Origin of the sequence: Bradyrhizobium guangdongense (assembly GCF_004114975.1) — a bacterium.
Lineage (GTDB): Bacteria > Pseudomonadota > Alphaproteobacteria > Rhizobiales > Xanthobacteraceae > Bradyrhizobium > Bradyrhizobium guangdongense.
Map to the genome: position 1 here is coordinate 3562551 of NZ_CP030051.1, position 26491 is coordinate 3589041.

The 26491-nt window shown below is 64.8% G+C and carries 27 protein-coding genes; 8 read left to right on the top strand and 19 right to left on the bottom strand.

Going from position 1 to position 26491, the window contains the following annotated elements; genetic code table 11:
- Positions 1-38: 38 nt before the first annotated feature.
- Positions 39-926, top strand: coding sequence for a YicC/YloC family endoribonuclease (locus tag X265_RS16955; protein ID WP_128965837.1), 888 nt, complete (start codon positions 39-41; stop codon positions 924-926).
- 3 nt (positions 927-929) lie between these two features.
- A complete protein-coding gene (gmk, locus tag X265_RS16960) occupies positions 930-1589 on the top strand; it encodes a guanylate kinase (RefSeq protein ID WP_092294557.1) in 660 nt (219 codons plus the stop codon).
- On the opposite strand, the gene X265_RS16965 is transcribed toward gmk, so the two are convergent.
- The 12 genes from X265_RS16965 to lptF all read right to left on the bottom strand — a co-directional run bounded on the left by X265_RS16965 (position 1522) and on the right by lptF (position 13647).
- Positions 1522-2868, bottom strand: a complete 1347-nt coding sequence (locus tag X265_RS16965) for a hypothetical protein (protein ID WP_128965838.1) — start codon at positions 2866-2868, stop codon at positions 1522-1524. The two genes, gmk and X265_RS16965, sit on opposite strands and share 68 nt — an antisense overlap.
- Before the next feature lie 194 nt (positions 2869-3062).
- Positions 3063-3284 carry a hypothetical protein gene (locus X265_RS16970; RefSeq protein WP_128965839.1) on the bottom strand — a complete coding sequence of 74 codons (222 nt, stop codon included), beginning with the start codon at positions 3282-3284 and terminating at the stop codon, positions 3063-3065.
- Positions 3285-3551: 267 nt separating this feature from the next.
- Positions 3552-3743 carry a hypothetical protein gene (locus X265_RS16975; RefSeq protein WP_128965840.1) on the bottom strand — a complete coding sequence of 64 codons (192 nt, stop codon included), beginning with the start codon at positions 3741-3743 and terminating at the stop codon, positions 3552-3554.
- A gap of 100 nt (positions 3744-3843) precedes the next feature.
- Positions 3844-4401, bottom strand: coding sequence for a phosphonate metabolism protein PhnM (locus tag X265_RS16980; RefSeq protein ID WP_244659368.1), 558 nt, complete (start codon positions 4399-4401; stop codon positions 3844-3846).
- A 230-nt stretch (positions 4402-4631) separates the two neighbouring features.
- A complete protein-coding gene (locus X265_RS16985) occupies positions 4632-4859 on the bottom strand; it encodes a hypothetical protein (protein ID WP_128965841.1) in 228 nt (75 codons plus the stop codon).
- A 74-nt stretch (positions 4860-4933) separates the two neighbouring features.
- A complete protein-coding gene (locus X265_RS16990; protein ID WP_128965842.1) occupies positions 4934-5992 on the bottom strand; it encodes an alcohol dehydrogenase in 1059 nt (352 codons plus the stop codon).
- A 24-nt stretch (positions 5993-6016) separates the two neighbouring features.
- Entirely contained in the window at positions 6017-6871 is an 855-nt protein-coding gene (gene rsmA, locus X265_RS16995) for a 16S rRNA (adenine(1518)-N(6)/adenine(1519)-N(6))-dimethyltransferase RsmA (protein ID WP_128965843.1), read from the bottom strand.
- Positions 6871-7896, bottom strand: a complete 1026-nt coding sequence (gene pdxA, locus X265_RS17000; RefSeq protein WP_128965844.1) for a 4-hydroxythreonine-4-phosphate dehydrogenase PdxA — start codon at positions 7894-7896, stop codon at positions 6871-6873. The genes rsmA and pdxA overlap by 1 nt, the downstream gene beginning before the upstream one ends.
- On the bottom strand, positions 7896-8828 hold the full coding sequence (locus tag X265_RS17005) for a peptidylprolyl isomerase (RefSeq protein WP_164938630.1): 933 nt from the start codon (positions 8826-8828) through the stop codon (positions 7896-7898). The genes pdxA and X265_RS17005 overlap by 1 nt, the downstream gene beginning before the upstream one ends.
- A 69-nt stretch (positions 8829-8897) precedes the next feature.
- Entirely contained in the window at positions 8898-11333 is a 2436-nt protein-coding gene (locus X265_RS17010; protein WP_244659375.1) for an LPS-assembly protein LptD, read from the bottom strand.
- 50 nt (positions 11334-11383) lie between these two features.
- Entirely contained in the window at positions 11384-12481 is a 1098-nt protein-coding gene (gene lptG / locus X265_RS17015) for an LPS export ABC transporter permease LptG (RefSeq protein ID WP_128965847.1), read from the bottom strand.
- On the bottom strand, positions 12478-13647 hold the full coding sequence (gene lptF / locus X265_RS17020; RefSeq protein ID WP_128965848.1) for an LPS export ABC transporter permease LptF: 1170 nt from the start codon (positions 13645-13647) through the stop codon (positions 12478-12480). Before lptF ends, lptG begins: the two co-directional genes overlap by 4 nt.
- Before the next feature lie 340 nt (positions 13648-13987).
- Here lptF and X265_RS17025 point away from each other — a divergent pair, with 340 nt between their 5' ends.
- The 4 genes from X265_RS17025 (at position 13988) to X265_RS17040 (ending at position 17781) form a co-directional block, all read left to right on the top strand.
- The gene (locus X265_RS17025) at positions 13988-15487 is read left to right on the top strand and encodes a leucyl aminopeptidase (RefSeq protein WP_128965849.1); all 1500 of its coding nucleotides are present in this window, start codon (positions 13988-13990) and stop codon (positions 15485-15487) included.
- Complete coding sequence (locus X265_RS17030; RefSeq protein WP_128965850.1) at positions 15484-15936, top strand: DNA polymerase III subunit chi; 453 nt, start codon at positions 15484-15486, stop codon at positions 15934-15936. Before X265_RS17025 ends, X265_RS17030 begins: the two co-directional genes overlap by 4 nt.
- A 166-nt stretch (positions 15937-16102) precedes the next feature.
- A complete protein-coding gene (locus X265_RS17035; protein WP_164939013.1) occupies positions 16103-16609 on the top strand; it encodes a hypothetical protein in 507 nt (168 codons plus the stop codon).
- 176 nt (positions 16610-16785) lie between these two features.
- Complete coding sequence (locus tag X265_RS17040) at positions 16786-17781, top strand: ABC transporter substrate-binding protein (RefSeq protein ID WP_128965852.1); 996 nt, start codon at positions 16786-16788, stop codon at positions 17779-17781.
- Positions 17782-17787: 6 nt separating this feature from the next.
- On the opposite strand, the gene X265_RS17045 is transcribed toward X265_RS17040, so the two are convergent.
- From X265_RS17045 to X265_RS17055, 4 genes are all read right to left on the bottom strand, one after another.
- Positions 17788-19650, bottom strand: a complete 1863-nt coding sequence (locus X265_RS17045; protein ID WP_128965853.1) for an ABC-F family ATP-binding cassette domain-containing protein — start codon at positions 19648-19650, stop codon at positions 17788-17790.
- 57 nt (positions 19651-19707) lie between these two features.
- On the bottom strand, positions 19708-19881 hold the full coding sequence (locus X265_RS40515; protein ID WP_164938632.1) for a hypothetical protein: 174 nt from the start codon (positions 19879-19881) through the stop codon (positions 19708-19710).
- Positions 19882-20094: 213 nt separating this feature from the next.
- The gene (locus tag X265_RS17050) at positions 20095-20358 is read right to left on the bottom strand and encodes a sulfur globule protein precursor (protein ID WP_128965854.1); all 264 of its coding nucleotides are present in this window, start codon (positions 20356-20358) and stop codon (positions 20095-20097) included.
- Between the two features lie 141 nt (positions 20359-20499).
- Complete coding sequence (locus X265_RS17055; RefSeq protein WP_128965855.1) at positions 20500-20679, bottom strand: hypothetical protein; 180 nt, start codon at positions 20677-20679, stop codon at positions 20500-20502.
- Between X265_RS17055 and ndk the strand changes: the two genes are divergently transcribed.
- Positions 20672-21094, top strand: a complete 423-nt coding sequence (gene ndk / locus X265_RS17060; RefSeq protein WP_128965856.1) for a nucleoside-diphosphate kinase — start codon at positions 20672-20674, stop codon at positions 21092-21094. The genes X265_RS17055 and ndk overlap by 8 nt on opposite strands.
- 41 nt (positions 21095-21135) lie before the next feature.
- Entirely contained in the window at positions 21136-21996 is an 861-nt protein-coding gene (locus X265_RS17065; RefSeq protein WP_128965857.1) for a TerC family protein, read from the top strand.
- 4 nt (positions 21997-22000) lie between these two features.
- Here the strand turns inward: X265_RS17065 and X265_RS17070 are convergent, their stop codons facing one another.
- From X265_RS17070 to X265_RS17080, 3 genes are read right to left on the bottom strand one after another with little or no spacing between them, the layout of a single operon-like run.
- Complete coding sequence (locus X265_RS17070) at positions 22001-22312, bottom strand: DUF3240 family protein (RefSeq protein ID WP_128965858.1); 312 nt, start codon at positions 22310-22312, stop codon at positions 22001-22003.
- On the bottom strand, positions 22309-25383 hold the full coding sequence (locus X265_RS17075; RefSeq protein WP_128965859.1) for an efflux RND transporter permease subunit: 3075 nt from the start codon (positions 25381-25383) through the stop codon (positions 22309-22311). Before X265_RS17075 ends, X265_RS17070 begins: the two co-directional genes overlap by 4 nt.
- The gene (locus X265_RS17080; RefSeq protein ID WP_128969309.1) at positions 25384-26424 is read right to left on the bottom strand and encodes an efflux RND transporter periplasmic adaptor subunit; all 1041 of its coding nucleotides are present in this window, start codon (positions 26422-26424) and stop codon (positions 25384-25386) included. It abuts the gene before it with no gap.
- Between the last annotated feature and the right edge of the window lie 67 nt (positions 26425-26491).

Sequence of the window (26491 nt, forward strand, 5' to 3'; positions counted from 1 at the left end):
GCCTCGCGAATCCCATGCTTGTTGGAGAATTTGACCTGATGGCGCTGTCGTCCATGACCGGCTTTGCGAGACGCCACGGCGCAAGCGGGCCGTATACGTTCGAGTGGGAGTTGAAGTCGGTCAACGCCAAGGGCTTTGACTTGCGGGTGCGGCTGCCGCAGGGGTTCGACGAGCTCGAGGCCCACGCCAAGAAGCGCGCCGGCGAGCTGCTCTCGCGCGGCACCGTCTACGCCAATCTGAACGTCAAGCGCGCCAATGCTGCTGCCACCGTTCGCGTCAACGAGGATGTGCTCAACGCCGTGCTGAAGGCCGCCGCAATGATCTCCGGCAAGGTCGACGCGGTGGCGCCGAGCATCGACGGCCTGCTCGCCATCAAGGGGGTCGTCGAGGTCGCCGAGCCCGAGGGCGACGAGGAGGAGGACAAGGCGGTGCGTGTCGCCGCAGCCGAAGCCTTCGACAAGGCGCTCGACGAGCTCGTCGCGATGCGCAAGCGGGAGGGGATCTCGCTCGGCCAGATTCTGACCCAGCGCATCGATGAGGTCGAGCAGCTGGCGAAGAAGGCGGAGATCGCGCCGGGCCGCAAGCCCGAGGCGATCAAGGCGAGGCTCGCCGAGCAGATCGCCGCGCTGCTGGACACCACCGACCGTTTCGATTCCGACCGCCTGATGCAGGAAGCGATCCTGATCGCGACCAAAGCCGACATCCGCGAGGAGCTCGACCGCATCACCTCCCACATCGCGCAGGCGCGCGAGCTGATCGGCAAGGGCGGCCCGATCGGCCGCAAGCTCGACTTCCTGGCGCAGGAGTTTCACCGCGAGGTCAACACCTGCTGCTCGAAGTCGAACGACATCGAACTGACCAATACCGGTCTCGCCATGAAGAACGTGGTCGAGCAGTTCCGCGAGCAGGTCCAGAATCTGGAGTGATCGATGACGACAAGCGGTCACGGAACTGACGGGGTCGAGCGCCGCGGATTGATGTTCGTGCTGTCCTCGCCTTCGGGCGCGGGCAAGACGACGCTGTCGCGCCTACTGATCGAGCGCATGTCGGGCCTGAAGATGTCGGTCTCCGCGACCACGCGGGCGATGCGGCCGGGCGAGGTCAACGGCAAGGACTATTCGTTCGTCGACAAGGCCACCTTCGAGGCGATGGTGAAGGCCGGCGAGCTGCTGGAATGGGCCACCGTATTCGACAACAGCTACGGCACGCCGCGTGGCCCGGTCGAGGCCGCACTGTCGGCCGGGCAGGACGTGCTGTTCGACATCGACTGGCAGGGCACGCAGCAGCTGCGCGAGAAGGCGCGCGCCGACGTCGTCAGCGTCTTCATCCTGCCGCCCTCAGCGGCTGACCTCGAGAAGCGGCTGCATTCGCGCGCACAGGATTCCGACGAGGTGATCCGCAAGCGCATGAGCCGCGCCAGCCACGAGATGAGCCACTGGGCCGAGTACGATTACATCGTCATCAATCACAATGTTGATGACGCCTTCGCCGAGGTGCAGTCGATCCTGAAGGCCGAACGCCTCAAGCGCGAGCGGCGGACTGGCCTCGTGAGCTTCGTGCGGGCGCTGCAAGGTCAGCTTCAAGGCTAGGTTCGAAGCCAGGCTGCGACAGCCGTGGCCCTTGCGCCGCCAGCCGCTCCAGCATCGACGTGATGATATCGATGTCGACGGCAGTTTCGTCGTGCGCATGGTCCTCGTGCGCACCCGCCTCGCGCACGTCCTCTTGGTGCGCATCCAGATCGTGATCGGCCAGGTCGTGATTGGCCAAGTCGTGATCGGTCACGTCGTGATCGGCCACATCGAGATCGATCACATCGGGGTTGGCCTCCTCTTCGGAGTGGCTGTCGGCCGCAAGCTGGGGCGCCGGTGTTTCGATCTCGAATTCGTCCTCGAAATAGTCGATCCCGGTGTCCTCAGGCTCTGCGACCGCAATTTCGGTGGAACGGCCCTGCGCGGCGATCCGGCCGATCGCGTCGCTGAACGCGGCGATCTGCGGCGCTTGCGGACGCACGGCGTCGAAATCTACCGGAAGCGGTCGCGTCGTGCGTGGCATGGGTGTCGGGGCTGCATTGAGCCACGGCGCGCGGCTGTCGTCGCGATCCTGCCGATTGTCCCAGTTCACGCGGCGATCGGACGTCTGCACGCGCACGCGGCCACCGGCGAAGCGGTAGATCAGGCTGGCGAGCAGGCCAGCGAGCGCCAGTGCGCCGCCGATGACGAGCAGCAGCATCTGGAGCGAGCCGGTCGACTTGTCGGCAGCGCTATCTGCAGCGGCGAGCGTGACCGGAGCAGGGGCTGCGGCCGGTTGCGCGCTTGGCTGCGAGGTCGTTGCAGGCGTGGAGGCGGGGGCAGATTGCGGCGCGGGCGAAGCGGTGGCGGGAGCGGCATCGGGCCACGGAGCGGCGACCGCGGGCTGAGGTGCATTGGCATCCGTGGTGGGGCCAAACGCCTGCTGCGGTGAGGTGGTGGCCGGCGCCGGTGCACTCGCTGCGGGGGTGGTTTGCGGCGCGACATATTCAGCGCGCGCATTCTGCACCGATGACGGCGCGGCCGGATTTGCATTCGGCGTGTCGGCCGCTGCCTGCGCGTTCTGCGTAGCCTTACTGCCTTCCGCGCGCAGATACCAGCATTGCCGCTTGGTCGCGCGTTCCACCCGATAGAACCAGTGCTGCCCCTGCGGCGCGACGCCCTTCGGCGAGGCGAGGCAGTCGCTCGCGGCATTCGTCGTGCTTGCCGCGCTGGTGGCTGCCGCCGTCGTGTTTGCCGTGCTGGGCGCAGTCGGCGCGTTCTGCGACACGGCGGCCAGAGGTGCGCCGGCAATGATGCTGCCAATCAGCGCGGACGTGAACTTTGCGGTGCGGTTGCCCATCCTGGTCTCCCGGTTACGCATGACGCAACTCGTTACCTTTCCTTTCTCTACAAAGAGTTAGGTGGCAATGAGCCGCAAATCCGGAGAGGATGTGGCCTGAATCGGGCCTGCGGCGCGTTTGTTCCATCCGTGATTGGGCCCTTTCCAAGGCGCCACGGCGATGCGCGGTTCCATCCGAAGGAGCTTGCGAAAGCCTACTTCCACACGCTCGCCAGCTTCAGCGCCAATATCCCCAGCACGCCGCTGATCGATCCCACCATCGCATACGATTGCGCAAAAACGCCGGTCTGGATGAAGATCTGGCACGCAATGGCAAAGCAGACGGCGGTGAGCAGCAGGCACGCGCCGCCGGCAATGATCGCGAGGTAGCGGATCGCGACGGCGACGGGTCTGGCGGAGGATGCGGGCTCGGTCATGCACGGACGGATATGCGGCGGACGCTTCTGCAGCGTCTCACACGGGTAACAGATTAGTTGCTTGCGCAGCAGTCGACCAGCGCGCGCCAGATGCGCTGGATCTCGACATTCCTCTGGAACTCGAGGACGTGATTCTCGGTCGCGTGGAAAGATCTGGCTGAGGAGTGATGTTCGCGTGGCGCGATCCAGCGTTCGGAAATCGGATCGTACCATTTGCCGGGAGTAACCAAGTTCGTATCTCCTTCTTCATCCCCCTGGTTTTCGCGCCTATCCCATGCGCCGGTTGCTGGTGTTCTGGGTGAGGTTGCCGTGCGCGGCCTGCTCACGGATGTTCTGCTTCTCGTCGTCGCGATGGCCTTTGGTGGTGTCGACGGGAATTGTCGGCGCGCTGCCGGCGCCCTTGTGGCACTGGTTCTCGTCGGGAACCGGTCGCACCGCTCTTGTCAGCGGCTTCGTCATGCGAGTCAGCCTCCATCGTTGCCCTTGATGAAAGGCCAACGCGTGGGACGCGCGGGGCGTTCCAGGCTCGGGTCCGACGCAATTGTGGCGGTGCGGCGCCCTAGTGCTTCGACTCGTGCTGCTCGCGGGGTGGCGATCCCACCGAGGACGTCTCCGTCTCCCCGGCACGGAGCTCCCTGAGATCGGTTTCAAGAGATCGTCCGTCGTCTTCGCCGGCGGCCTCGGCGCCTGGCCGCTGCGTGCGGTGCTTTCCGACCATCCGTTTGATCTCGTCGATGGCTTCGAGCAGCGGCGGGGTCAGGGAGAGCAGCACCCCCATCGCAATGGCGATGATGGTGTGGCGCAGCGAGATCTTCTCATCTTCATCGACAACATACGCGTTCTGGCCAATCGGGACAGGCGCGAGCCCGCTCGACGAGCGAGCCTGATCCGGCTGCCTCGGCTTGCGCGGCGGGATCATGATCACGACGAAAAGCACGTTGATCAGGAGCCAGATGCCCAGGATGACGAGAACGGTCTGCATTGGAAAACCAAAGGTAAAGAAATGTGCTGCCGCCTTAAGGAGCCATTGAACGGCCGTTCGCACCCCAATGCAAGTTGCAAGTTGTGCATTTTGATGGACGCAAGTTTCGAGCAGGTGGCTATCGGAATCCGGCAAGTCTGGACGCGGAGAGCGGACGCAAGCCGGAGGCCATCCTCGAGCGTTGCGGTTTCGATGCCGGCCACCATTTTGAGGTGCCGACATATGGGCCGGGAGATTTTCCCCGTTGCCCGCCTGCCACGCCTTGAACTCTGTTCTTGGCCGGAGAACTACGGAAGCTGGAAAATAGCGCGGCACTGTCGGGAGTGAACAGCGGGCAGTGGGTCCGACGGCATCGCCTGGCGCCGCTAGCCGAGGCGTACTTCGCGCGTCCTCGGCTGCCTGTTCAAGTTCCGGTAAGCGTCGATTGCTTTGTTGGCAAGCATCAGGGGCCGACGTTCGCCGGTCCTGAGCTGCGCTTCGATCGCGTCGAGAATGATGTTTGCGGAGATGTCAGGCGGGCCGAGTTCGCCGCTCTTCTCCAGGGAGCTCCAGGCGATGAAGAATGCGCTCTCGACGGTGCAACGAATGGACATGCGCTGCCAACGCGGTGCGGAGACAGCCGTTCCGTGAGCGGCGGCGAGAGGTGTATCCCGCCGCCGGTTGAAACTCAGTTCTTCAGCACGATGCGCCCGACCACCTTGCCGGCACGCAGCTCGTCGATCCATTTCTGGACGTCGCCCATCGGCTCCTCGCGCATTGGCGTCGGCTTGATCTTGCCGGCGCGGGCGAGCGCCATCAGCTCGTGGGCCTCCGCGAGCGTACCGACCATGAAGCCTTCGACGGTGAGGCGCTTGTAGACCCACTGCACCATCGGTAGCGTGAATTGGCCGCCCATCAGGCCGGAGACCACGACCTTGCCGCCGCGCGCGGCAACGGCGACCGCGAACGCCATCGACCTTTCATTGCCGGCGAAATCGACGACCTCGTCGAATCCCCCGTCGGTCTCCTTCAGAATGCGCTTTATCACATCCGGCTCGGACGGGTCGTAAGCATTGGCCGCACCGTTCTTCAGCGCGGTCTCGCGCGCGGCGCCGCTGAGATCGGCAACCGTGATCGGCTGCTTGAACATCGCCTGCGCGAACGACAGGCCCATCATGCCGACGCCGCCAAGGCCGATCAGCAAAAGGTTGCGCTGGCGGGGACGGTCGACCAGACGCTTGAGCGCGCCGTAGGCGGTGACGCCCGAGCACATCAAGGTCGCCGCCTGGTTGACGGGCAGGGGATCGTAGTCGAGCAGATATTTTGCGTCGGGCACCAGCACGTGGGTGGCGAAGCCGCCGTCGATGGAGACGCCGAGGAAGCGCTGCTTCGCGCACAGGTTCTCGTCGCCGTTCTTGCAATCGCGGCACTGGCCGCAGCCGATCCAGGGAAACACCGCCTTCTTGGCGCCGACGACGCTCGCCGGCACGTCCGGACCAACCTCGTCGACGACGCCAGCGATCTCGTGGCCGAGCGTGAAGGGCAGCGTCATGCCCCGCGTGGTGTCGAGCTTCTTTCCGCCGCCGAGATCGGCATAGCCGTCCTGGATGTGCAGGTCGGAATGGCACAGGCCGCAGCGCTCGATGCGCACCAGCACCTCAGGTCCCTGCGGTTTTGGCGTGTCGACGATGGTCTCGCACAGCGGCGCATCGAACTTGACGAGGGACTGCCGACGCATCAACGCCATTTTCTTTCCTCCGGAATTTAATTGTCAGGCTTCGCTGCGTATATCCGCCAATTCCCGGGCCATGGCAACAAAGCCGGAGATGGGAATGGTCTCGGCGCGCCGCGTCGCATCGACGCCGGCTGCCTGCGCGAGCCGTGCCGGATCGGCTTGAAGCGATTTAAGACTCTGGCGCAGCATCTTGCGGCGCTGGCCGAAGGCAGCGGCCGCGACCTGCTCGAGCAGCTTGCGATCGCAGGGCAGCGGCTCCGCGCGGGGCACGAGGCGCACGACTGACGAGGTGACTTTCGGCGGCGGCACGAAGGCGGATGGCGAAATGTCGAACAGGATCTTGGTCTCACAGCGCCAGTTGGCGAGCACGCCGAGCCGGCCGTAGGCGTCGTCGTCCTCGCGCGCGACGATGCGCTCGCCGACCTCGCGTTGAAACATCAGCACCATCATGTCGTACCAGGGCGGCCATGGCTCGATGGTGAGCCAGTTGATCAGGAGCTGGGTCGCGATGTTGTAGGGCAGATTGGCGACGATCTTGGCACGCTCGCCCGCGAGCAGCGGCCGCGGATCGAAGCTCATGGCATCGCCATGCACGATCTCGAGTCGTCCGGGGTAGCGTGCGGAAATGTCCTGAAGTGCGGGAATGGCGCGCTCGTCGTGCTCGATCGCAATGACGCGTCTGGCGCCGAGCGCGAGCAGGGCGCGCGTCAGTCCGCCCGGACCGGGACCGATCTCGACGATGGTACTCTCTTCGAGCGGCGCTGCCGCGCGCGCGATGCGTGCAGTGAGGTTGAGATCGAGCAGAAAGTTCTGGCCCAGCGATTTGCGCGCGGATAGCGCGTGCTGGCGAATGACCTCGCGCAGCGGCGGGAGGTCGTCGATCGCGCTCATCAGTTGTTTGCAGCCGCCATGCGGCTGGCAAGCTTCAGCGCGGCAATCAGGCTCGCAGGGTTGGCCTTGCCGGTGCCGGCGATATCGAAGGCGGTGCCATGATCGGGCGAGGTGCGGATGAAGGGCAGGCCGAGCGTGACGTTGACGGCGTCGTCGAACGCCACCGTCTTGATCGGAATCAGCGCCTGGTCGTGATACATGCAGACCGCGCAGTCATAGGTCTCGCGCGCGGCTTCGTGAAACATGGTGTCGGCAGGCAGCGGGCCTTTGGCGTCGATGCCTTCGTTGCGCAGAACCTTGAGCGCCGGCGCGATCACGGTCTGCTCCTCGTGGCCGAGTGAGCCGTCCTCGCCGGCGTGCGGATTGAGCCCTGAGATCGCGATGCGCGGCCGGGCAATGCCGAAGCGGGAATTGAGCTCGGCCGCGACGATGCGCACGGTCGAGACGATGAGATCGCTGCTCAGCTGGGCGAGGGCGTCGTGCAGGGAGACGTGGATCGTCACCGGCACCACAGCCAGCCGTGGTGACCACAGCATCATCACGGGCTGCGGGATATGGCTGTCCGAGCTTGCGAGCTCTGCCAGGAATTCGGTGTGGCCGGGATGGCGGAAGCCGGCGCGGTAGAGCACGCTCTTGGCGATCGGATTGGTGACGACGGCGCTGGCGAGCCCCGCCCGCACGTCGCCGACGGCACGGCGGATCGAGGCGAGCGCGGCCGGCGCGCTTGATGCGTCCGGCTTGCCGGGCGCGGCGGTGGCGTGCTCGCCGGTCGCAACCACGGGCAGCGCATCAGTGAAGGCCGCCTCAGCTTCGGCCGGGCTCACCGCGGCGACCCTGACGTCGGCGCCGAACGATCTTCCCAGCAGCCTGGCGCGCTGTGCAATCAGCGCTTCATCGCCGAGCAGGTAGAAGGCGGGCAGGGCGAGCTCGCGGCGCCTGAGCCAGGCTGCGATGGTGATGTCGGGACCGATGCCGGCGGGCTCTCCGAGCGTGAGCGCGAGGGGCTTTGCGGGAGCGGGTGCCATCAGCGGTTGCGATATTCGATCATCGCCGCCTTGCGGATCTCGTCGAGATAGGCCTTCTGGGTCTTCTCGTACTTCTCCTGATACATCTTCTCGCGGATCTCGCGCTTTTTCGGCGTGTCGATCAGGGTCGGCTTGCGCGCGCACAGCACCACCATCTCAATGCCTGCTTTGGTCACCTCCGGCGCGGTGAGATGGCCGATCGGGGTGTCGTCGAGCACCTTGCGCAGGGCCTCCGGCAGGTCCGCCGTGGTCTTGGTGACGCTCTCGCGGATGGTGGCATTCGGCGTCGAGCGAAACAGCGAATTGGCTTCATCGCAGCTCGTGACGCGCTGACGATAGCTCTCGGCTTCCTTCATGCGCGTCTCCTGGAACGCCGGGGAGGAGCCGCGCGGCACGATCAGCACGATGGGCTGCATCTTGTATTCTGTGCCCTCGATCTGGAGCTTCTCGCTGCCGCCTTCGCGCACCTTGTCGGCGACGTCCTTCTCGCCAACCATCAGCTTTTCCTTGTAGCGGCCGCGCACGAGGCTGGTCCAGACCATCTCGGCCTTCATGCGGCCCTTGAGGGTTTCGGGACGGACCCCCTTGGTTTCGAGCGACTTGGTGAGCTGATCGGACGAGATGCGCATGCGCTGCGCCATGCCCTCGTAGGACTGGTTGATGTCGGAGACACCGGGGTCGACGCCGTATTTCTTGCCTTCCTTGATCTTGATCTTGTCGTCGATCAGCTCGTTGATGACGTCCTGCCGGCTCGGGGTCTTTTGCGTGGTCAGCTGGTCGAGCTTGGAGCGCTGCTCGATGTCGAAATCGGTGATGGGGTCGCCGTTGACCATGACGACGATGTTCTGTGCCCGTGCCGGCGCGCCGGCGAGAACCAGCACGGCGGCGAGGACGAGAACGAGGTGGCGGAAAACAGGCAATGAGGTCGTCATGGTTGTCGCTCGCATGTCAGCCAAGATGATCCTGCAATCGGGTACAGGCGGCCGGCACTTCAAACGGGTTCACTGGAAGCCGGCGGAACTGCTGGACCCGGTCGAGGTCGCCAGCGTGCGCAGGCCGATCTGGAACATGAACGCGTGGCTCAGCACCGGCGGCGTGGTGCCCGCGGAATAGCTATACGAAGTTACGTAGTTCGCCGCCAGCACGAAGCAATCGTCGACATAGCCCGCGCCGAGCACATATTGGTTGATCTTGTTGGCCTCGAGGTCCCAGCGCGCCGAACCCGTCACCACCCAATTGGTGGCGACCTTGATCGAGCCCGAGGTCAGGATCCCCTCGCGGCGGGTCAGATAGCCGAGTTCCGGCTGCGGCGCGTAATTGCCGTACATCATGCTGACCGACCAGCGATTGAAGTTGGCGCGGCCTTCGGCCTCGAAGCGCTGGACGTTCCAGGTCTGCTCGTCCATGCGGGACCGGACGCTGAACGTGTAGGTGCTGTTCGGCGAGTAGGCGACGCTCGCGACGTAGTCGGAACGCGGCTTGTCGAGGCCGGAATCGAGGCCCGTGTTGATGGTATCCTGCACGGCGTAGGAGTTCATGCCGAACAGCTGGTAGGACTGCCCGAACAGCACCTTGACGGCGCCGCCCTTGTCGAACTGCGTGGTGGCCTGCACGCCGACATTGGCGCGGCCGCCGCCCTCGACGCGGTCGTAGCCGGAGAACTTGTCGACGCTGAACAGGTTCGTGGTGTCGAACACCATGCTCTGAGCGTCCTCGTTCGGAAGCTTGCCGGCATAGGTCTCGTTCGGCCGGATGATGACCTGCGCGATCGGTTCGATCGTGGTCGAGCCCCAGGGCTGAACGTTGATGAAGGGATAGCGGTATTCGAGGCCGACGGTCGGCATCAGGCGGAACGCCTGCGTGTTGCCGACCGGCAGGTAGTTCGACACGCCCGGCTGGTTGGAGACGTCCGAGTTGATCGCGTCGGCGCGCAGGATTGCGAACGGCGTCCAGATCTCGCCGAACGGATCGGTGTAGGACTTCCGCCACTGCGCTTCCGCGGTCAGGCGGGTGTAGGTGCCGGGGAAGCCGCGCAGCAGGCACTGCGAGGGCGTGCGCGCGAGCGGATCGGCCGACGTCGTCGTGCACAGGCTGTTGGTGTTGGCCGTCGTGGTGATCGGGTCGAACGCCGCGTCGTTCCGCGTCAGGTTGACGAAGTTGGTCTTGTACGAGACCTCGCCGCCGAAGATCGGATAGTTGAGCACGTTCGAGTAGTCGATCACGGGATAGACGACCGGAACCTGCTGCTGATTACCCGAGAAGCTCAGCCAGTACATCGTGCGCGCGTCGAAGAAACTGCGGTTGCCGACGCCGGTCAGATAGAGCTGCGAGAGCGCGTCCGTCGGCAGGTTCAGGAACGAGCCGAGCGGATCACGATAGGCCGACAGGCGGTAATCCGACATGAAGTAGTAATCGGAGAGCAGGACGCCGTCCCAGCCCCAGACCCATTTGTCGTTGAGCGCGAACTGGCCCTTGGTTTCGATGCCACCGCGGAACTGGCGGTCGCCCGGCTGGCCGGCGAAATTACCGGGATTGAGCTGGTCGATGCCATAGACGCGGACCTGGTAGGCGCCGTCCATCAGGCGCTGACGGAACTCAGCCTGGAACAGCACCCCCTGCTTGGAGGTGATGCGGGGGCTGAAGGTCGCGTCCATGTCGGGGGCGATCGCCCAGTAGAACGGAACTTCGACGCCGTAGCCGAACGCCGTGTAGGAGGTGAAGCCCGGCATCAGGAAGCCGGTCTTGCGTTTCACGGTGGGGTCGGGCGTCGAGAAGTAGGGCATGTAGGCGATCGGCACGCCGAAGAATTCGAGCTGCGCCGTCTCGAAATACAGCATCTTCTCCTGCTGGTCGTGGATGATGCGGGCACCCTTGACCTGCCAGAGCGGCGGCTTCTTCGGATCGTCCTTACACGGCGCGCAGGCCGTGTAGACGCCGTTCTCGAACACCGTGTAGTTGCCGCTGGAGCGATCGGCGCGGGTCGCGGCCATGCGGGTCTGGTCCGCGGTGTCCACGCGCAGCGAATCGACGAAGCCGTCCCGGTAGTCGTCGGAGAGATCCAGGATCTCGGCATAGGTGATCTTGCCCTCGGCATCCGTCATGCGGATGTTGCCTTCGGCATGCAGGCGCTTGGTCTTCTGGTCGTAGATGACCCGGTCGGCCTCGACGCTTGTGCCGTTGTAGAACAGCTGGACGTTGCCGACCGCCGAGACGCGCGAATTGTTGTAGTCGTAATCGACCTCGGTCGCCTGCACGAGCATCTGCCCGTCATTGGCGGCCTTCGGCGGCGCCGGGCGCGGCGGCCGCGGATTGTAGGTGAAGCTCTGGGCGCTCGCAGGCGCCACCGCGGCAAGATCCACCATGCCGGCCAGCGATACGGTCGCGACCAGCGCAAGCAGGGCTTTGCGGATAGACAAGCCGTATCCGTTCGCGCGCATGCGGGTGCGCGACGTCGATCCAGACACGGGTCCTCGATGGACGGCAGTCACTAACCGTCCTCCTGGTACAGCAAGGCCAAAAAGCCGGTGAGGCCGCCCACCACTACGGGCAACCACGCCGCAGCGATCGGATGCATCAACTCAGCCTTGCTCAAGTCTTCAGTCACTTTCGACAGCACGTAGAGCAGAAAGCCTGCGCCCACGCCACTCAAAACCATCTTCTGTACGCCGCCCATCCGGAAGAAGCGCAGCGACACGGAAGCCGCGAGCATCACCATGGCGGCGAGCAAGAACGGCTGTGCCAGCAGCTTGTGATACTGGAGTCGATATCCCGCTGTCGCGAACCCAGAGCTCTCGGACGAGCGGATGTAGCTCGGTAGTTGCCAAAAGGACACAGTCTCGGGTGTGGAAAAGCTGTTGCGAACCTGCGCCTCGGTCAGCGTCGTCGGAATCTCCAGCGTCGCCTGATCAACCGGCGGAGAATCGAGCGAGAAGCGACGGACGCCCTTGAAGAGCCAATGACCGGCCTCGAGCGTGGCCTCGCGCGCCTCGACCCGCTCCTTGAAGTGCTGCTCTGTGTCAAAGCGGAACAGGGTGAGTCCCGTCAGGCGGACGCCCTGCTGCTCGCTGCGAGCGGCGTTGATGATGGTCTGGCCGTCGCTGGTCACCTGGTTGAGCCAGAAGCCGGAGGCGTCCTGGATGCCGCCGCCGGGCGCCGAGCCGAACAGTTCAGCCTCCATGCGCTTGGAGAGTTCGCGCAGATTCGCCGACATGGGATTGTAGGCGACGGTTGCGATTACCCCGATCAGCAGCGCGCTGCCGAGTGCCGGCGAGATGAACTGCCAGGCCGAGATGCCGGCGGCGCGCGCGACCACGAGCTCGAGCCGGCGGGAGAGGGCGAGATAGCAGGTCATGGCGCCGATCAGCATGCAGAACGGCGTCAGTTTCTCCAAAAGCTGCGGGACCCGGAACAGCGAGGTCTCGGCCACCATCAGCGCGGAGGCGGAGGCGAGGCCCGAGGTCTTGCGCACCATCTCGATGTAATCGACCAGCACCAGCAGCAGGAAAATGCTCGCGAACACGCCGAGTGCGGCGACCACGAAGCGGCCCGCGAAATAGCGCCCGAGCGTGTTGGTGAGCATGCTCATGCGGCGGCCGGCCGTCCGAACAGCCGCGCGATGCGCGCATTCGATCTGTTGATGGCTTCCATCAGGCCCGGCGGCGGCTCGACTACGATGCCGCCGATGATCATCCACAAGCCGACGCCGATCGCCCCAAGGACCATCGCGTACTGGACCCACACCGGACTCGGCGATTTCACGGCCATCACCGAGCAGGCAAATCCCGCCATGCGCAGGCCGAACACGGCGAGCACCGAGCCACCGATCGAGAAGTTGCGGCTCTGTCGGGTCGTGCGCGGCGCGCCGAGAAAAGCGAAGGTCAGCGCGGCAAAGGCGAAGGGATAGAGCGGCGCAAGCAGGCTGTCATGCAGGGCCGAGCGGAACTGCCCGGGGATCTGCTTGTAGACCGGATCGTCCTCGGACGGCGAGAACAGCTCCCACAGATAGCGTTCGCGAATGCCCAGGGTGACGTCGTGGCCCTGGTTGCCGAACTTCGACATGTCGAAGCCGTAACGGCCGAACGCCACCAGCGCAGGGTCGCGCTTGCCGGCCTCAAAGCGCTGCAGATTGCCGTCCTTGAGCACCAGGAAGGATCCGTTCTCGTTCTTCACGACCTCTCCGTGCTCGGCGACGATCGAGACGCGCTCGTTCGGATCGCGGCGGTCGTCGATGAAGATTCCGGCGAGGATGCCGCCGGGCAGCCGCTCGCGAATCCGGATCGTCAGGTTCTTGTCGAGCTGGGCGAAGCGGCCGGGCTGCAGGATGTTGGTGAGCACGTCGGCGGTGATTTCGGCGTCCCACTGCTTGATGCGCCGCATGCCGTCGGGCGCGAGATAGGCGGCGATGAAGGCGACCAGCAGCGCCACCACGCAGGTGGCATAGAAGAACGGATAGAACAGCCGGAACGGCGAGAAGCCGGCGGCATTCATCACGATGATCTCGGAATCGGTCGCCAGCTTGTTCAGGGTGTGCGAGATCGCGATCATCAGCGCGATCGGCGAGATGATCAGCACCAGCGCCGGGATCACGAGGCTGGTGATGCCGAGGAAGGTCATGATGGTCTGACCCTGGCTCGTCATCAGGTCGATGCCGCGCAACGCCTGCGTAATCCAGATCACGCCGGTGAGGCTGACCAGGACGAGCGCAAACGACGCCAGCGTCGTGCGGAAAATATACCTGTCGATCGACCCCATGCGCTACCGCACGATTCCCACCAAGTCCCCAACGCGCACCGGAATTCGGACTCTCCGACCAATCCCCTGAGAGGGATCCCCAAGGCCGGCCGATCACCTCTTCCGGAGGCTTACTTTCTCACTACCATCCCTTTGATCCGTCAACAAAATGGCTGACCCATGGCGCCCTCATCATATGGTTAATATTTCGTCCAATGTGGCGTCCCTGCCACGGGCGGTGCTTGGCATCGACCGCGCCTCTGGCCCATAGTGGGGCGAGACGAGTGAATCGCCGTTCAGCTCCGGCCTGTGGCCGGAACGGTTGGCCGGCAAAAAGTCCCAAGTTTTCGAGGAGTTATCCATGTCCGATGCCATCAAGGTCGGCTTTGTCCCGTTGGCTTCTGCCGCCCGTGGCATTCTGGTCGTGTTCTGTGACGAGGCTCTGAAGGTCGGCCCGGCGACGGCCAAGGCACTCGGCGGCGCGAGCGAGCTCATGAAGCGAGCGGCGGCGGCCGCCTCATTCAAAGGCAAAAGCGGCGCCGTCCTGGACGTCCTCGCTCCCGAGGGTCTGAAGGCTCAGCGCCTGATCGTGATCGGGACCGGCAAGGCCTCCGGCCTGAAGGGGAACGATTTCCTTAAATTTGGCGGCCTGGCCGCCAGCAAGCTGAAGGCCGGCTCCGCGGCCATGACGATCGTGGCGGAACTCGCCACCGGCGCGATGAGCAGCGAACAGGCGGTCGCGATTGCCTCGGGTGTGCGCCTGCGCGCCTACAAGTTCGACCGCTACAAGACCAGGAAGAAGGACGGCGAGGAGGGCGCCTTGCGAGCCGATGTTTCGCTCGCGGTGGGCGATGCGGCCGCGGCGAAGAAGGCCTTTGCTTCGGCAGCAGCAGTCGTCGACGGTGTCATCATCGCGCGCGATCTCGTCAACGAGCCGCCGAACGTGCTGTACCCCGAGGAGTTCGCCCGCCGCGCAGGGCAGCTGCGCAAGCTCGGCGTTAGAATCGAGGTGCTCGACGTCAAGGCGATGCAGAAGCTCGGCATGGGTGCGCTGCTCGGCGTCGGCCAGGGCTCGGCTCGGCCGAGCCGCACCGTGATCATGCGCTGGGACGGCGGCAAGAAGGGCGAGGCGCCGGTCGCCTTCGTCGGCAAGGGGGTCTGCTTCGACACCGGCGGCATATCGATCAAGCCGGCCGGCAGCATGGAAGACATGAAGGGCGACATGGGGGGCGCGGCTTGCGTCGTCGGCCTGATGCACGCGCTTGCGGCACGCAAGGCAAAGGCCAATGTGGTCGGCGCCATTGGCCTCGTCGAGAACATGCCCGACGGCAACGCGCAGCGGCCCGGCGACATCGTGACCTCGATGTCGGGCCAGACCATCGAGATCATCAACACCGATGCGGAAGGCCGCCTCGTGCTGGCCGACGTGCTCTGGTACGTCGCCAAGAAGCTGAAGCCGAAATTCATGGTGGATCTGGCGACGCTGACCGGCGCGATCATGGTCGCGCTCGGCACCGAGCATGCCGGCATGTTCTCCAACAATGACGAACTCGCCGAGCGCCTGCTGACGGCCGGCATCGAGGTCGGCGAGAAGGTCTGGCGCATGCCGCTCGGCCCCGAATACGACAAGCTGATCGATTCCCAGTTCGCCGACATGAAGAACACCGGCGGTCGGCACGGCGGCTCGATTACCGCCGCACAGTTCCTGCAGCGCTTCGTCGACGGGACGCCCTGGGCGCATCTCGATATCGCCGGCACTGCGATGGGCGCACCGAAGACCGACATCAATCAGAGCTGGGGGTCCGGCTATGGCGTTCGTCTGCTGGATCGTCTGGTGGCAGATCACTACGAGCGCAAATGACGGAAGTGCTGTTTTACCACCTGCAAAACATGACGGTTGAGAACGTCTTGCCGCCGCTTCTCGAGAAATCGCTCGAGCGCGGCTGGCGCGTCGTGGTGCAGTCGTCCTCGCCGGAGCGCGCCGATGCGCTCGACGCGCATTTGTGGACCTATCGCGACGATTCCTTTCTGCCGCACGCGACGTGGCGAGTGACTGATGTGGCCGAGCAGCCCATCGTGCTGGCGATCGAGGCGGACAATCCGAACGGGGCCAACGTGCGTTTCCTGGTCGACAACGCCGCGTTGCCGGAGGACGCGGAAGCCTATGAGCGCATGGTGCTGCTGTTCAACGGCGACGATCCGGACGCGCTGGCGGTCGCCCGCAGCACCTGGACGGATTGCAAGACTCGCGGATTTGAGGTCACTTATTGGCAGGCCGACGACCGGGGCCGGTGGCAGCGCCGGAATTAGCGCCGCTTCGCAATTAATGATAATTTGGACTTTCTCGGGCAGATTGGTTTCGGCCACCTTCATGCCGCAAAGTGATGTTGGGACAATCGCTTAAGGGCGCTCCTTCATGCGGGGAATTTAGTTTATCGTGCGACATCAAAAGCTTCCAAAGTCGCTCATAGTTGCGTTGGCCGCCGTCGCGCCGCTGCTCGCCGGCTGCTCGGGCGCAACCGATATGCTGGCGTCCGCCAAAGACGCCGAATGGTTCAACAAGCCGAGCCGCCTGTTCATCAAGAACATCTCGATCGAGTCGCCGCCGCTGACCCCCGACAAGCCGGTGGCGCCTGACGATCTCGTCAGCGCCGACGGCGCTTGCCCTGGCATGGCACCGCCGCCGGGCCCTGCCGACGCCAATGCGTCGACGACGGCGCCGGCGCCTGTGGGCGGCACCGTCGCGCTCGGCCACACCGAATGCGACGTGGTGCGTGGCATCGGCGCGCCCTCGAACGTCAATCTCTCCAGCGATGCCGCCGGCCGGCGCGTCGCGGTGGTCACCTGGACCACTGGTCCGCGCGCGGGCATCTACACCTTCACCTCCGGTCGCCTGTCCGCGATCGAGGGCAATCCCGAGCCGCCCCCGGCGCCGAAGGCGGTAAAATCGAAGCCGAAGGCGAAGAAGAAGGCGGCAACGTAACGCGTCGCCGCCTTCGGAAATACCCTTGCCAGCTTCCTGGCACGGACCCTTGGAAGCGCGACGTGTCGAAGGGCGATCCGGCTCACCTATATTTTTTGTGAAGGCATGGCTCGCATCTATCGAGCCGCGCGCTCCAACGCTTACACTGACGACATTTGGACGTTGGCGGGGCGGGCATGAGGCGGCGTGAATTCATTGCAGGAATAGCCGCGGCTGCGGCCGCGCCCTCTATCGTGGGTGCCCAGCCACCGAAGCGGCTGCACCGCGTCGGCGTGCTCGTAGGTCTCGCGGCCGATATCGACGTGCCGGTGGCCCGGGCTTTCCTGAAGCCCTTCCGTGAGGCTATGGGCAGAGCCGGGTGGGTCGAGGACGGTAATGTTCACATCGACTATCGCTTTGGCGGCGCGCTGTCCGATCTGGCCAATACCAAAGCATCGGCGGCTGAGCTCGTCGCGCTCGCGCCGGAGGTCATCTACGCCCAGGGCCTGCCGGCGACGCTGGCGCTGCGCCAGCAGACCACGACGATTCCCATCGTGTTCACGCAGGTCATCGATCCCGTCGGTTTTAGACTCGCGGACAGCCTTGGGCATCCTGGCGGCAACGTGACGGGCTTCGTCACCTGGGATTTCGCCATCGGCGGCAAATGGATGGAGCTGTTGCGCGAGCTTGATCCAAAATTGGCCCGCGTTGCCATCCTCTTCAACCCGGAGACCGCGCCCTATGCGCCGGGCCTAGTCGTCGCTGCGAGGGATGCTGCATCTGGCGTCGAGGTCATCGAAATGCGGACGCACGATGACGCCGAGACCGAAGCTCAGCTCCAGGCATTCAGTCGCACGCCGAACAGCAGCCTGCTCGTCATTCCCGAACCGTTCACCAACGGGCATCGCGACCACATCGTCGCGCAATGCGCCCGCTTTCGCGTACCGGCGCTGAACTCGGTGCTGGGCGCCGTCGATAGCGGGGCGCTGATGTCCTACACCTTCGTTTGGGACGAACTCGTCAGCGCCCCCGTCGACTACATCGATCGCATTTTGAAGGGCGCTTCGCCGCGCGATCTGCCGATCCAGGCGCCGCGTCGTTATGAGCTCGTCATCAACCTGAAGATGGCCAAGGCGCTCGGCTTGGACATGCCGCCAGCATTACTCGCGCGTGCCGATCGCGTGATCGAATAGAAGCTGCTACCCCGCCGCCTCGTCGAACTGCGCGCTCGCCTCGAGCCATTGCTCCTCCGCGCGCGCCAGCGCATCCGCCGCATTGGCGCGGGCCTTCGACAGCTGCGCCGCCTGCTTGGGATCGCGCGTGAAGATGTCGGGCAGGGCAAGCGCCGTGTCGATCTTGGCGATGATCTCGGTGACGCGAGCGATCTCGGTCTCGGCTTCCGCGATGCGCTTCTTCAGCGAACCGCGATTGTCCGACTTCGGGCGCTGCGGCTTTTCGATTTGAGCGCTGCGCTCGCGCGGAGCGGGTTCGGCATTGCGCGAAGACAGCACCATGCGGCGGTAGTCGTCGAGGTCGCCGTCATAGTTGGTGACGGTGCGGTCGGCGACGATCCAGAGCCGGTCGGCGCAGGCCTCGATCAGATAGCGGTCGTGCGAGACCATGATGACAGCGCCCGGAAATTCGTTGATCGCTTCGGCCAGCGCGGCGCGGCTGTCGATGTCGAGATGGTTGGTCGGCTCGTCCAGGATGATCATGTTCGGGCCGAAAAAGGTGGCCAGCCCCAGCAGCAGCCGCGCCTTCTCGCCGCCCGAGAGCTGACCGGCCTTGGTATCGGCCGCCTTGCCGGAGAAGCCGATCGCGCCGGCGCGCGCCCGCACCTTGGCCTCAGGCGCATCGCCCATCAGCTTGCGGACGTGATCATAGGTTGAGGCATCCTCGTTCAGCTCATCGAGCTGATGCTGGGCGAAATAGGCGATCGACAGCTTGTCGGCGCGCGTCACCTTGCCGGAGAAGGGGGCGAGGCGTCCGGCGAGGAGCTTGACCAGCGTCGACTTGCCATTGCCGTTGGCGCCGAGCAGCGCGATGCGGTCGTCATTGTCGATGCGGAGCGTCACGCGGCTGAGCACCGGAGTCGCCGGATCGTAGCCGACGGAGGCGTTGTCGACCGCGATGATCGGCGGCGACAGCAGTTTTTCCGGCGCTGGAAAGCTGATCTCGCGCACGTCCTCCGTCACCAGTGCCGTGATCGGCTTCAGCCGCTCCAGCATCTTGACGCGGGACTGCGCCTGGCGCGCTTTCGAGGCCTTGGCCTTGAAGCGGTCGACGAAGGCTTGCAGGCGGGCGCGCTCGGCTTCCTGGCGCTTGACGGCCTTGGCGTCGAGCAGTTCGCGCGCGGCGCGCTGCTCCTCGAAGGAGGAGTAAGTGCCCTTGTAGAGTGTGAGCTTGCCGCGCTCCAGATGCAGGATCTGGTCGACCGAACTCTCCAACAGGTCGCGGTCGTGGCTGATCACGATCACGGTGCGTGGATAATGCGCAAGGTGATCCTCGAGCCACAGCGTTCCTTCGAGGTCGAGATAGTTGGTGGGCTCGTCGAGCAGCAGCAGGTCGGGCGCTGCGAACAGGGTCGCTGCCAGCGCGACGCGCATGCGCCAGCCGCCGGAGAATTCGGCGCAGGGACGCAGCTGGTCGGCGGCGGAAAAGCCGAGGCCGGACAGGATCGCGGCGGCACGGCTGGGCGCAGAATGCGCATCGATATCGACGAGGCGGGTCTGGATCTCGGCGATCCGGTGGGGATCGGTGGCGCTCTCGGCTTCAGCGAGCAGCGCGTCCCGCTCGAGGTCGGCCTTCAGTACAACTGAGATCAGGCTTTCCGGGCCGTTCGGGGCTTCCTGCGCCAGGCTGCCGACCCGCCAGCGCGGCGGCAGCGTCACCGAGCCGTGCTCGGCCGCGAGCTCACCGCGGATCACCTTGAACAGCGTCGATTTGCCGGTGCCGTTGCGCCCGACCATGCCGACGCGCGAGCCGGGCGTGATCTGCACGGAGCTGCTGTCGATCAGAAGGCGTCCGGCAAGGCGGACGGAGAGGTCGGTGATGGTGAGCATGCGGCCTTGTCACCGCAAGGCGCGGCGAACGCAACCGGTTTTTCTGTGAGCACCAGGTTAGTACGTATCGCGGTCGCGCTTCTGCAATTCGTTCAAGAGCTGCTCGAGATGCGTCGGCAGGCGCGGTTCGGGACGGAGACTCTGCTGCAGCCGCTCGCCTACGGCATCGCAAATCGAGCGGCTGGTGCGCCGGTCGATCTGTTCGCTGTCATTGGCAAAAAGGCCAGCCATTTGTGGGTTCCGTATTTGCAAAGTAACGACACGGTACCAAGTCACAGGCCCCCGAAATGGTTTCGCCGCCGTGGCGAATGCCTGGCATTCTAGTAAAAATTGTATGAATCCGTCGCCCTGCCTAAATACAAGGCCCCGGCGGGGGGATCGCCGGGGCCTCTCTTGGAAGGTGCCGCAGGGGGGGAACGACACCTCAGGAAGTTATTTGGGGGCTCAGTAGCAGCGGTTGATCAGCCGCCAGCGGGGTCCCCAGGGGGTCGGGACCAGCCGGCGCACATAGCAGCCGCCGTATCCGTAAGCGACGGGAGCAGCATAGAAGCGCGGTCCGCCCCAGCCGTAACCGTAGCCGTGATGCCAACCGCCCCAACCGCCGTGCCAGCCCCAGCCGCCATGCCAGTGAGCGGAGGCGGAGGTGGGAGCCAGCGCGGCACCCAGAGCGACCGCGGCGACTGCAGCGAGCGAAAGTTTCCTCAACATGGTGATCTCCTCAAGACTGCCGGCGCGGGCTATCGCGTCGATGGAAAGGCCTCCGAAACGGTCAGCCTCGGGGAGGAGGCTTTTGGTTTCGACAGGCCCCACATTACGCCGGTCAGGCTGAACCAAACCCTGACGAAGCTTTCAGATTGGGTTCATCTGGGTGAAATCGTTGTAATCCATGTTGGAATCACCACTTGGACCCTGCGGCGAAGCGCCCGTGAAGGCCGTTCCGGCGGTCGCTTGCCGGATCGCGAAGGCGCCGATATAAGCCCGGCAACTTCGAACCACCTTTTTTCTCTTCAAGGACACGATCATGGCCATCGAACGCACTTTCTCGATCATCAAGCCCGACGCGACCGCGCGCAACCTGACCGGCGCCGTGAACGCCGTGATCGAGAAGGCGGGCCTGCGCATCGTCGCGCAGAAGCGCATCCGCATGACCAAGGACCAGGCCGAGACCTTCTACGCCGTCCACAAGGCGCGTCCCTTCTTTGGCGAGCTCGTCGAGTTCATGACGTCCGGCCCGGTCGTGGTCCAGGTGCTGGAAGGCGAGAACGCCGTCGCCAAATATCGCGACGTCATGGGTGCGACCGATCCGTCCAAGGCGGCCGACGGCACCATCCGCAAGCTCTACGCCAAGTCGATCGGCGAGAACTCCGCGCACGGCTCGGACGCTCCGGAGACCGCCGCGATTGAGATCGCGCAGTTCTTCTCGGGCAACGAGATCGTCGGCTGATCCAGCCGGTGAATTAAGTCGACGGGGCGAAAGGACTTGTTGTGAACTGGCTCTGGCAGGCCTTCGATCCCGCCACGATCGGAGCATTCTTCACCCAGTTCCGCAATGAGATGGCCGAACCGACCTTCTGGATTGCGGTCGGTAAGATCATCTGGATCAACGTCCTTTTGTCCGGCGACAACGCGCTGGTGATCGCGCTCGCCTGCCGCGGCCTGAAGCCGCGGCACCGGCTGTGGGGCATGGTGCTCGGTGCGGGCGCCGCGGTGCTGCTGCGGATCATCTTCACCGGCATCGTCGCAAGCCTGATGGGGCTGCCTTACCTCAAGCTGATCGGCGGCCTCGCGCTGATCGTGATCGCTGCAAAACTGCTGGTGCCGGAAAACGAGGACGAGGACGACGTCGAGTCGGCCTCGCATCTGTGGCAGGCGGTGCAGATCGTCGTCGTCGCCGACATCATCATGAGCCTGGACAACGTCATTGCGGTGGCGGCCGCCGCCAATGGCAGCGTGCCGCTTCTGGTGCTCGGCCTTGCCATCAGCGTGCCGTTGATCGTCGCCGGTGCGGCGCTGATCATGGCTCTGCTCTCGAAACTGCCGATCCTGGTTTGGGCCGGTGCGGCGCTGCTCGGCTGGATCGCGGGCGAGGTGATCGCGACCGATCCCGGCATCGCACCGAGGCTGCATTTCCTGTCGGAGGGCTCGTTCGGCGCGTCACTGGACAAGATGCTCGGTAGCCTTCACATCCCGGCGCAATTCGCTCATGGCGGTGGCGCCGAATATCTCTGCGCCACACTCGGCGTCATCGTCGTGTTGTTTGTCGGCTCGGTCTGGCGCCGGCGCAGCCTCAGCGCGGCTGCACTCGAGGCCTCCGAACGGCACGCCAAGGCGTCGGCTGAAGGTTAGTCGTTCAGTCGATGATGCCGAAGTCCGTCACCGGCGTCGCCCAATAGACGAGTCTGGTTCCAGCAAACGAAACCCTGATCCGGTCGAGCAGGCGCGTCGAATCATCCTGCAGCACTATGACCTGCACCATGGCTTGATCGGCGTGGCCCTGGACGCGTTCGGCCGCCGTGTGCAGTCGGACTTCGCCGCCGTGGCCGGCGGCGTGCGAGGCCGTGAAGCCCGAGACAAGGTCGCTTTGTTCGGCGAGATAGTCGAACACCTCTTCCCTGAGCCGATGTGGCACAATCAGCGTGAGGCAGACCTTCTGGTCGGTCATTTGGCCACCTTCGACGTGCCGCCGTAGCGGCGGTACAGGATCGGCAGAAGGATCAGCGTCAGCACCGTCGAGGACAACAGGCCTCCGATCACGACGACGGCAAGCGGTCGCTGGACCTCGGACCCCGGACCCGAGGCAAACAGCAGCGGGATCAGACCAAGCGCCGTGATGCTCGCGGTCATCAGCACCGGCCGCAGCCTGCGCATGGCGCCTTCGACCACGATGCGATGTTCGCTCAGGCCGTGTGCGCGCAGTTGATTGAAGTAGGAGACCAGGACCACGCCATTGAGGACGGCGATCCCAAGCAGTGCGATGAACCCGACCGAGGCCGGCACCGAGAGATACTCGCCGGTGACGACCAGCGCGAAGACGCCGCCGATCAGGGCGAAGGGAATGTTCACGAGCACCAACAAAGCCTGGCGAATGGCGCCGAACGTGGTGAAGAGCAGGACGAAGATCAGGCCGATCGCGACGGGAACGACCACCGACAGGCGTGCCGAGGCACGTTGCTGGTTCTCGAACTGTCCGCCCCAGGTCAGCCGATAGCCGTCCGGCAGTTGCAGTTCCGCCGCAACCTTCTGGCGGGCCGCTTCGACAAAGCCCACCATGTCCCGGCCTCGGACATTGGCCCGAACCACGCTCATGCGAGCGCCGTCTTCGCGGTCGATCTTGACCGGGCCGTCCACGCGTTGAATGCGGGCAACCTGCGACAGCGCGACGTGCTGCCCCGATGCGAGCGTCAGCGGAAGGCTCGCGAGCAGCGTGGGCGCCTCCCTGGTCGTCTTGCTGCCACGGACGAGAATGGGTGTGCGGCGTCCTTCCTCGAGCGCGGTGCCGATCGTTCGCCCCTCGATTTGAGTGCGCAGCGAATTGGCGATGGCATCAACCGTGAGGCCGAGACGTCCGGCCTCCATTCGATTGACGGACACCGTATAATACTGCGCGCCTTCGTTGAGCGTCGTGTAGACGTCCTCTGCGCCATCGATGCTGGACAGGATGGCCGACAACTTTGCCGCGGCTTCGTTCAGCCTGGCGATGTCAGGGCCGAAGATCTTGACCGCGACGTCGCCACGCACGCCGCTGATCATCTCCTGGACGCGCATGTCGATGGGTTGGGTAAAGCTGAGCGAGATGCCGGGAAAGCCGGAGAGAACCTCACGCAAATTCTGCAGCAGGGCCTCTCGATCGTGGGTCTGTCTCTCGGCAGCCGGCTTCAGCACGAGGAACGTGTCGGTCTGATTGGGGCCCATGGGATCGAGGCCGAGCTCGTCGGATCCGGTCCGCGCGACAATGCCGGCAATGTCAGGCACTGTGAGGAGTGCGGCCTGCAGCCTTCGGTTCATCGCAAGCGACTCGTCGAGATTGACCGAAGGGAGCGTTTCCACGCTGACGATGACGTCGCCTTCGTCCATCGTCGGCATGAAGGTCTTGCCGAGCTTCGTATAGGCAAAGCCTGCGGCGAGCAGGGCGACCAGCGCCGCAGCCATCACCTTGCGCTCGTTGCGCAAGGCCCAGTCCAGTGCCGGCGCATAGACGCGCTGGGCGGCACGAACGATCAGGGGATCGCCATGCGAGGCCGACCTGAGCAGGAAGGACGTCGCGACCGGAATCACGGTGAGCGCAAGCAGCAGCGAGCCGGCAAGCGCGAAAATGATCGCGAGCGCGACCGGGATGAACAGCTTCCCCTCGAGGCCCTGGAGCGTCAGCAGGGGGACGAACACGATGATGATGATGAGGACGCCCGAAGCCACCGGCTCCAGCACCTCGCAAACCGAGCGGTAGATCAGGTGGATCAGCGGTGCCGTCTTGCCGGGTTCGTGCTTGCCGAGATTGCCGACAATGTTCTCGACCACGACGACGAGCGCGTCGATCAACATGCCGATCGCGATCGCAAGTCCGCCGAGGCTCATCAGGTTGGCGGACATCCCCACCAGCCGCATGACAATCAGCGCAATGACGATGGCGAGCGGCAGGCTGAGGGCAATCACCAGGGAGGCCCGCCAGTTGCCGAGGAAAAGCAGCAGAAGCACAATGACGAGGGCGGTGGCCTCGCCGAGCGCGCGCACGACGGTTCCCACAGCGCGATCGACCAGGCGGCTGCGGTCGTAGAATACGTTGATCGAAACGCTCTTCGGCAGCGAGGGTTGCAGCTCCGCAAGGCGGGCCCGCACGTCGCGGACGAGCTGGCCCGCGTTGGCGCCGCGCAAACCGAGCACGAGTCCCTCGACGGTTTCGCCGCGCCCGTTCGACGTGACCGCACCATAACGTGTCAGCGTCCCGACTTTGACGCTCGCGACGTCGTTGACGAGGATCGGCACCCCCTCGCGCGTGTCCACGACGATGCCCTTGATGTCCTCGATCGAGCGGATGCTGCCTTCGATCCGCACCAGGGCGCTGTCCTCGCCCTGGTTCACCCGCCCGGCGCCGTCGTTGCGGCTGTTGGCCTCGATCGCCCGGCGAAACAGGTCGTAGGAGATGCCACGGGCGGCCAGCGCGTCGTTGCGCGGAACGATCTCGAACGCGCGCACGTATCCGCCCAGCGCGTTGACGTCCGCAACGCCGGGGACCGTGCGCAGGGCCGGTCGGATCACCCAGTCGAGCAGGGTGCGGCGCTCGGCGAGCGAAAGCTCGTCGCTGTCGATCGTGAACATGAACATTTCGCCGAGAGGGCTGGTGATCGGGGCAAGGCCGCCGCTCACTCCGTCAGGAAAATCGCGCGAGATGTTCGACAGCCGTTCCGAGACCTGGTTCCGCGCCCAATAGATGTCGGTGCCGTCTTCGAAATCGACGGTGATATCGGCCAAAGCGTATTTCGTGGTCGAACGCAGGATCTTCTTGTTCGGCAATCCGAGCAGCTCGAGTTCGACGGGCACCGTGATGCGCTGCTCGACCTCTTCGGGAGTGAGGCCGGGCGCCTTCATGATGATCTTGACCTGGACTGGCGAAACGTCGGGGAACGCATCGATCGGCAGGCTGGGCAACAGGACGGCGCCGGCCCCGATCAACAGCAACACGCTCAGCAAGACGAACAGCCGCTGCGAAAGCGCGAATGCGACCAGGCGCCGGAGCATTTATTGCCCCAGCCCCGAGAGAATGCCGCGGAGCGCGGAGATGCCGCCGATCGCGATCTCGTCGCGCTCGGTGATCGGGCCGGATATCACGACATGGTCCTGGTCTTCGGCAAGGAGCGTGATCGGGACGAGCCGGAAGCCGCCATCAAAGGCGACGAAGACTGACGTCTGTTCACCACGACGGACGAGACCGGCGTAAGGAATCTCCCAGGCGCTTTCGCCGGCGGAGAGAAAACCGATGCGAGCCGCGGCCGTCTGGCCGGGATGCAGCTCGCCGTTATTGGGGACTTCCGCACGGACCAGGATGGTCTGGGTGGCGGGATCGATCGTCTCGGAGACCAGCACGACCTTTCCGGGCGTGGAATAGCCCTCGATCTCGACCCTCGCGCCGGCGCGGATCGCTCGAATGCTCGCCGCGGGAACCGCGATTTCGGCCCAGAGCGGCGACAGGCGGGCCAGCTTGACCAGCGGCGCGGATTGCTCGAGCCGCTGCCCCGGCGACACCACGAGGTCGACCACGGATGCGGTTTGCGGCGCATTGACCGTCAGCGTGGCGCTGATCGCGGTTTCCTCGACCAGCCGTGAAATGGCTTCGTCGGACATTCCGCTCAGGCGCAGCATCTGCCGGCGTTCGGCAACCACAAGGGTGGCCTGGCGGGCCTCGGCCTGGCTCGCCTCGAGCACGCGTTGCGGCACGGCCTTGCCGTCGAACAGATCCATGTTGCGTTTGAGCTGCTGGGTTGCCAGCTGCTCCTGCGCGATCGCGTGCAAATAGTCGCGCTGCTGGGAGACGAAGCTTGGACTTTCGAGGACGACCAGCGGCTGGCCGGCCGAGATGCGATCGCCGCGGCCGACGGGGAGGCTGGCGACCATGCCGGCCACGGGGGCGCTGACGACCCACAATTGCGGCGTAGGGATCACGATCTGGACGGGATAGGGCAGCGTCAGGTCGGTCCGGCTCGCGATGGGATGAGCGAGGCGTACGCCAAGATTTCTCGCCTGCGGCTCGGTCAGCTTGAGTTCGTCCTGCGCTCCAAGCATTGGGGACGAAAAGCCGAGGGCGAACGCGAACAGGACGCTGACAACCAGTTTCCGACCACGGATCGGG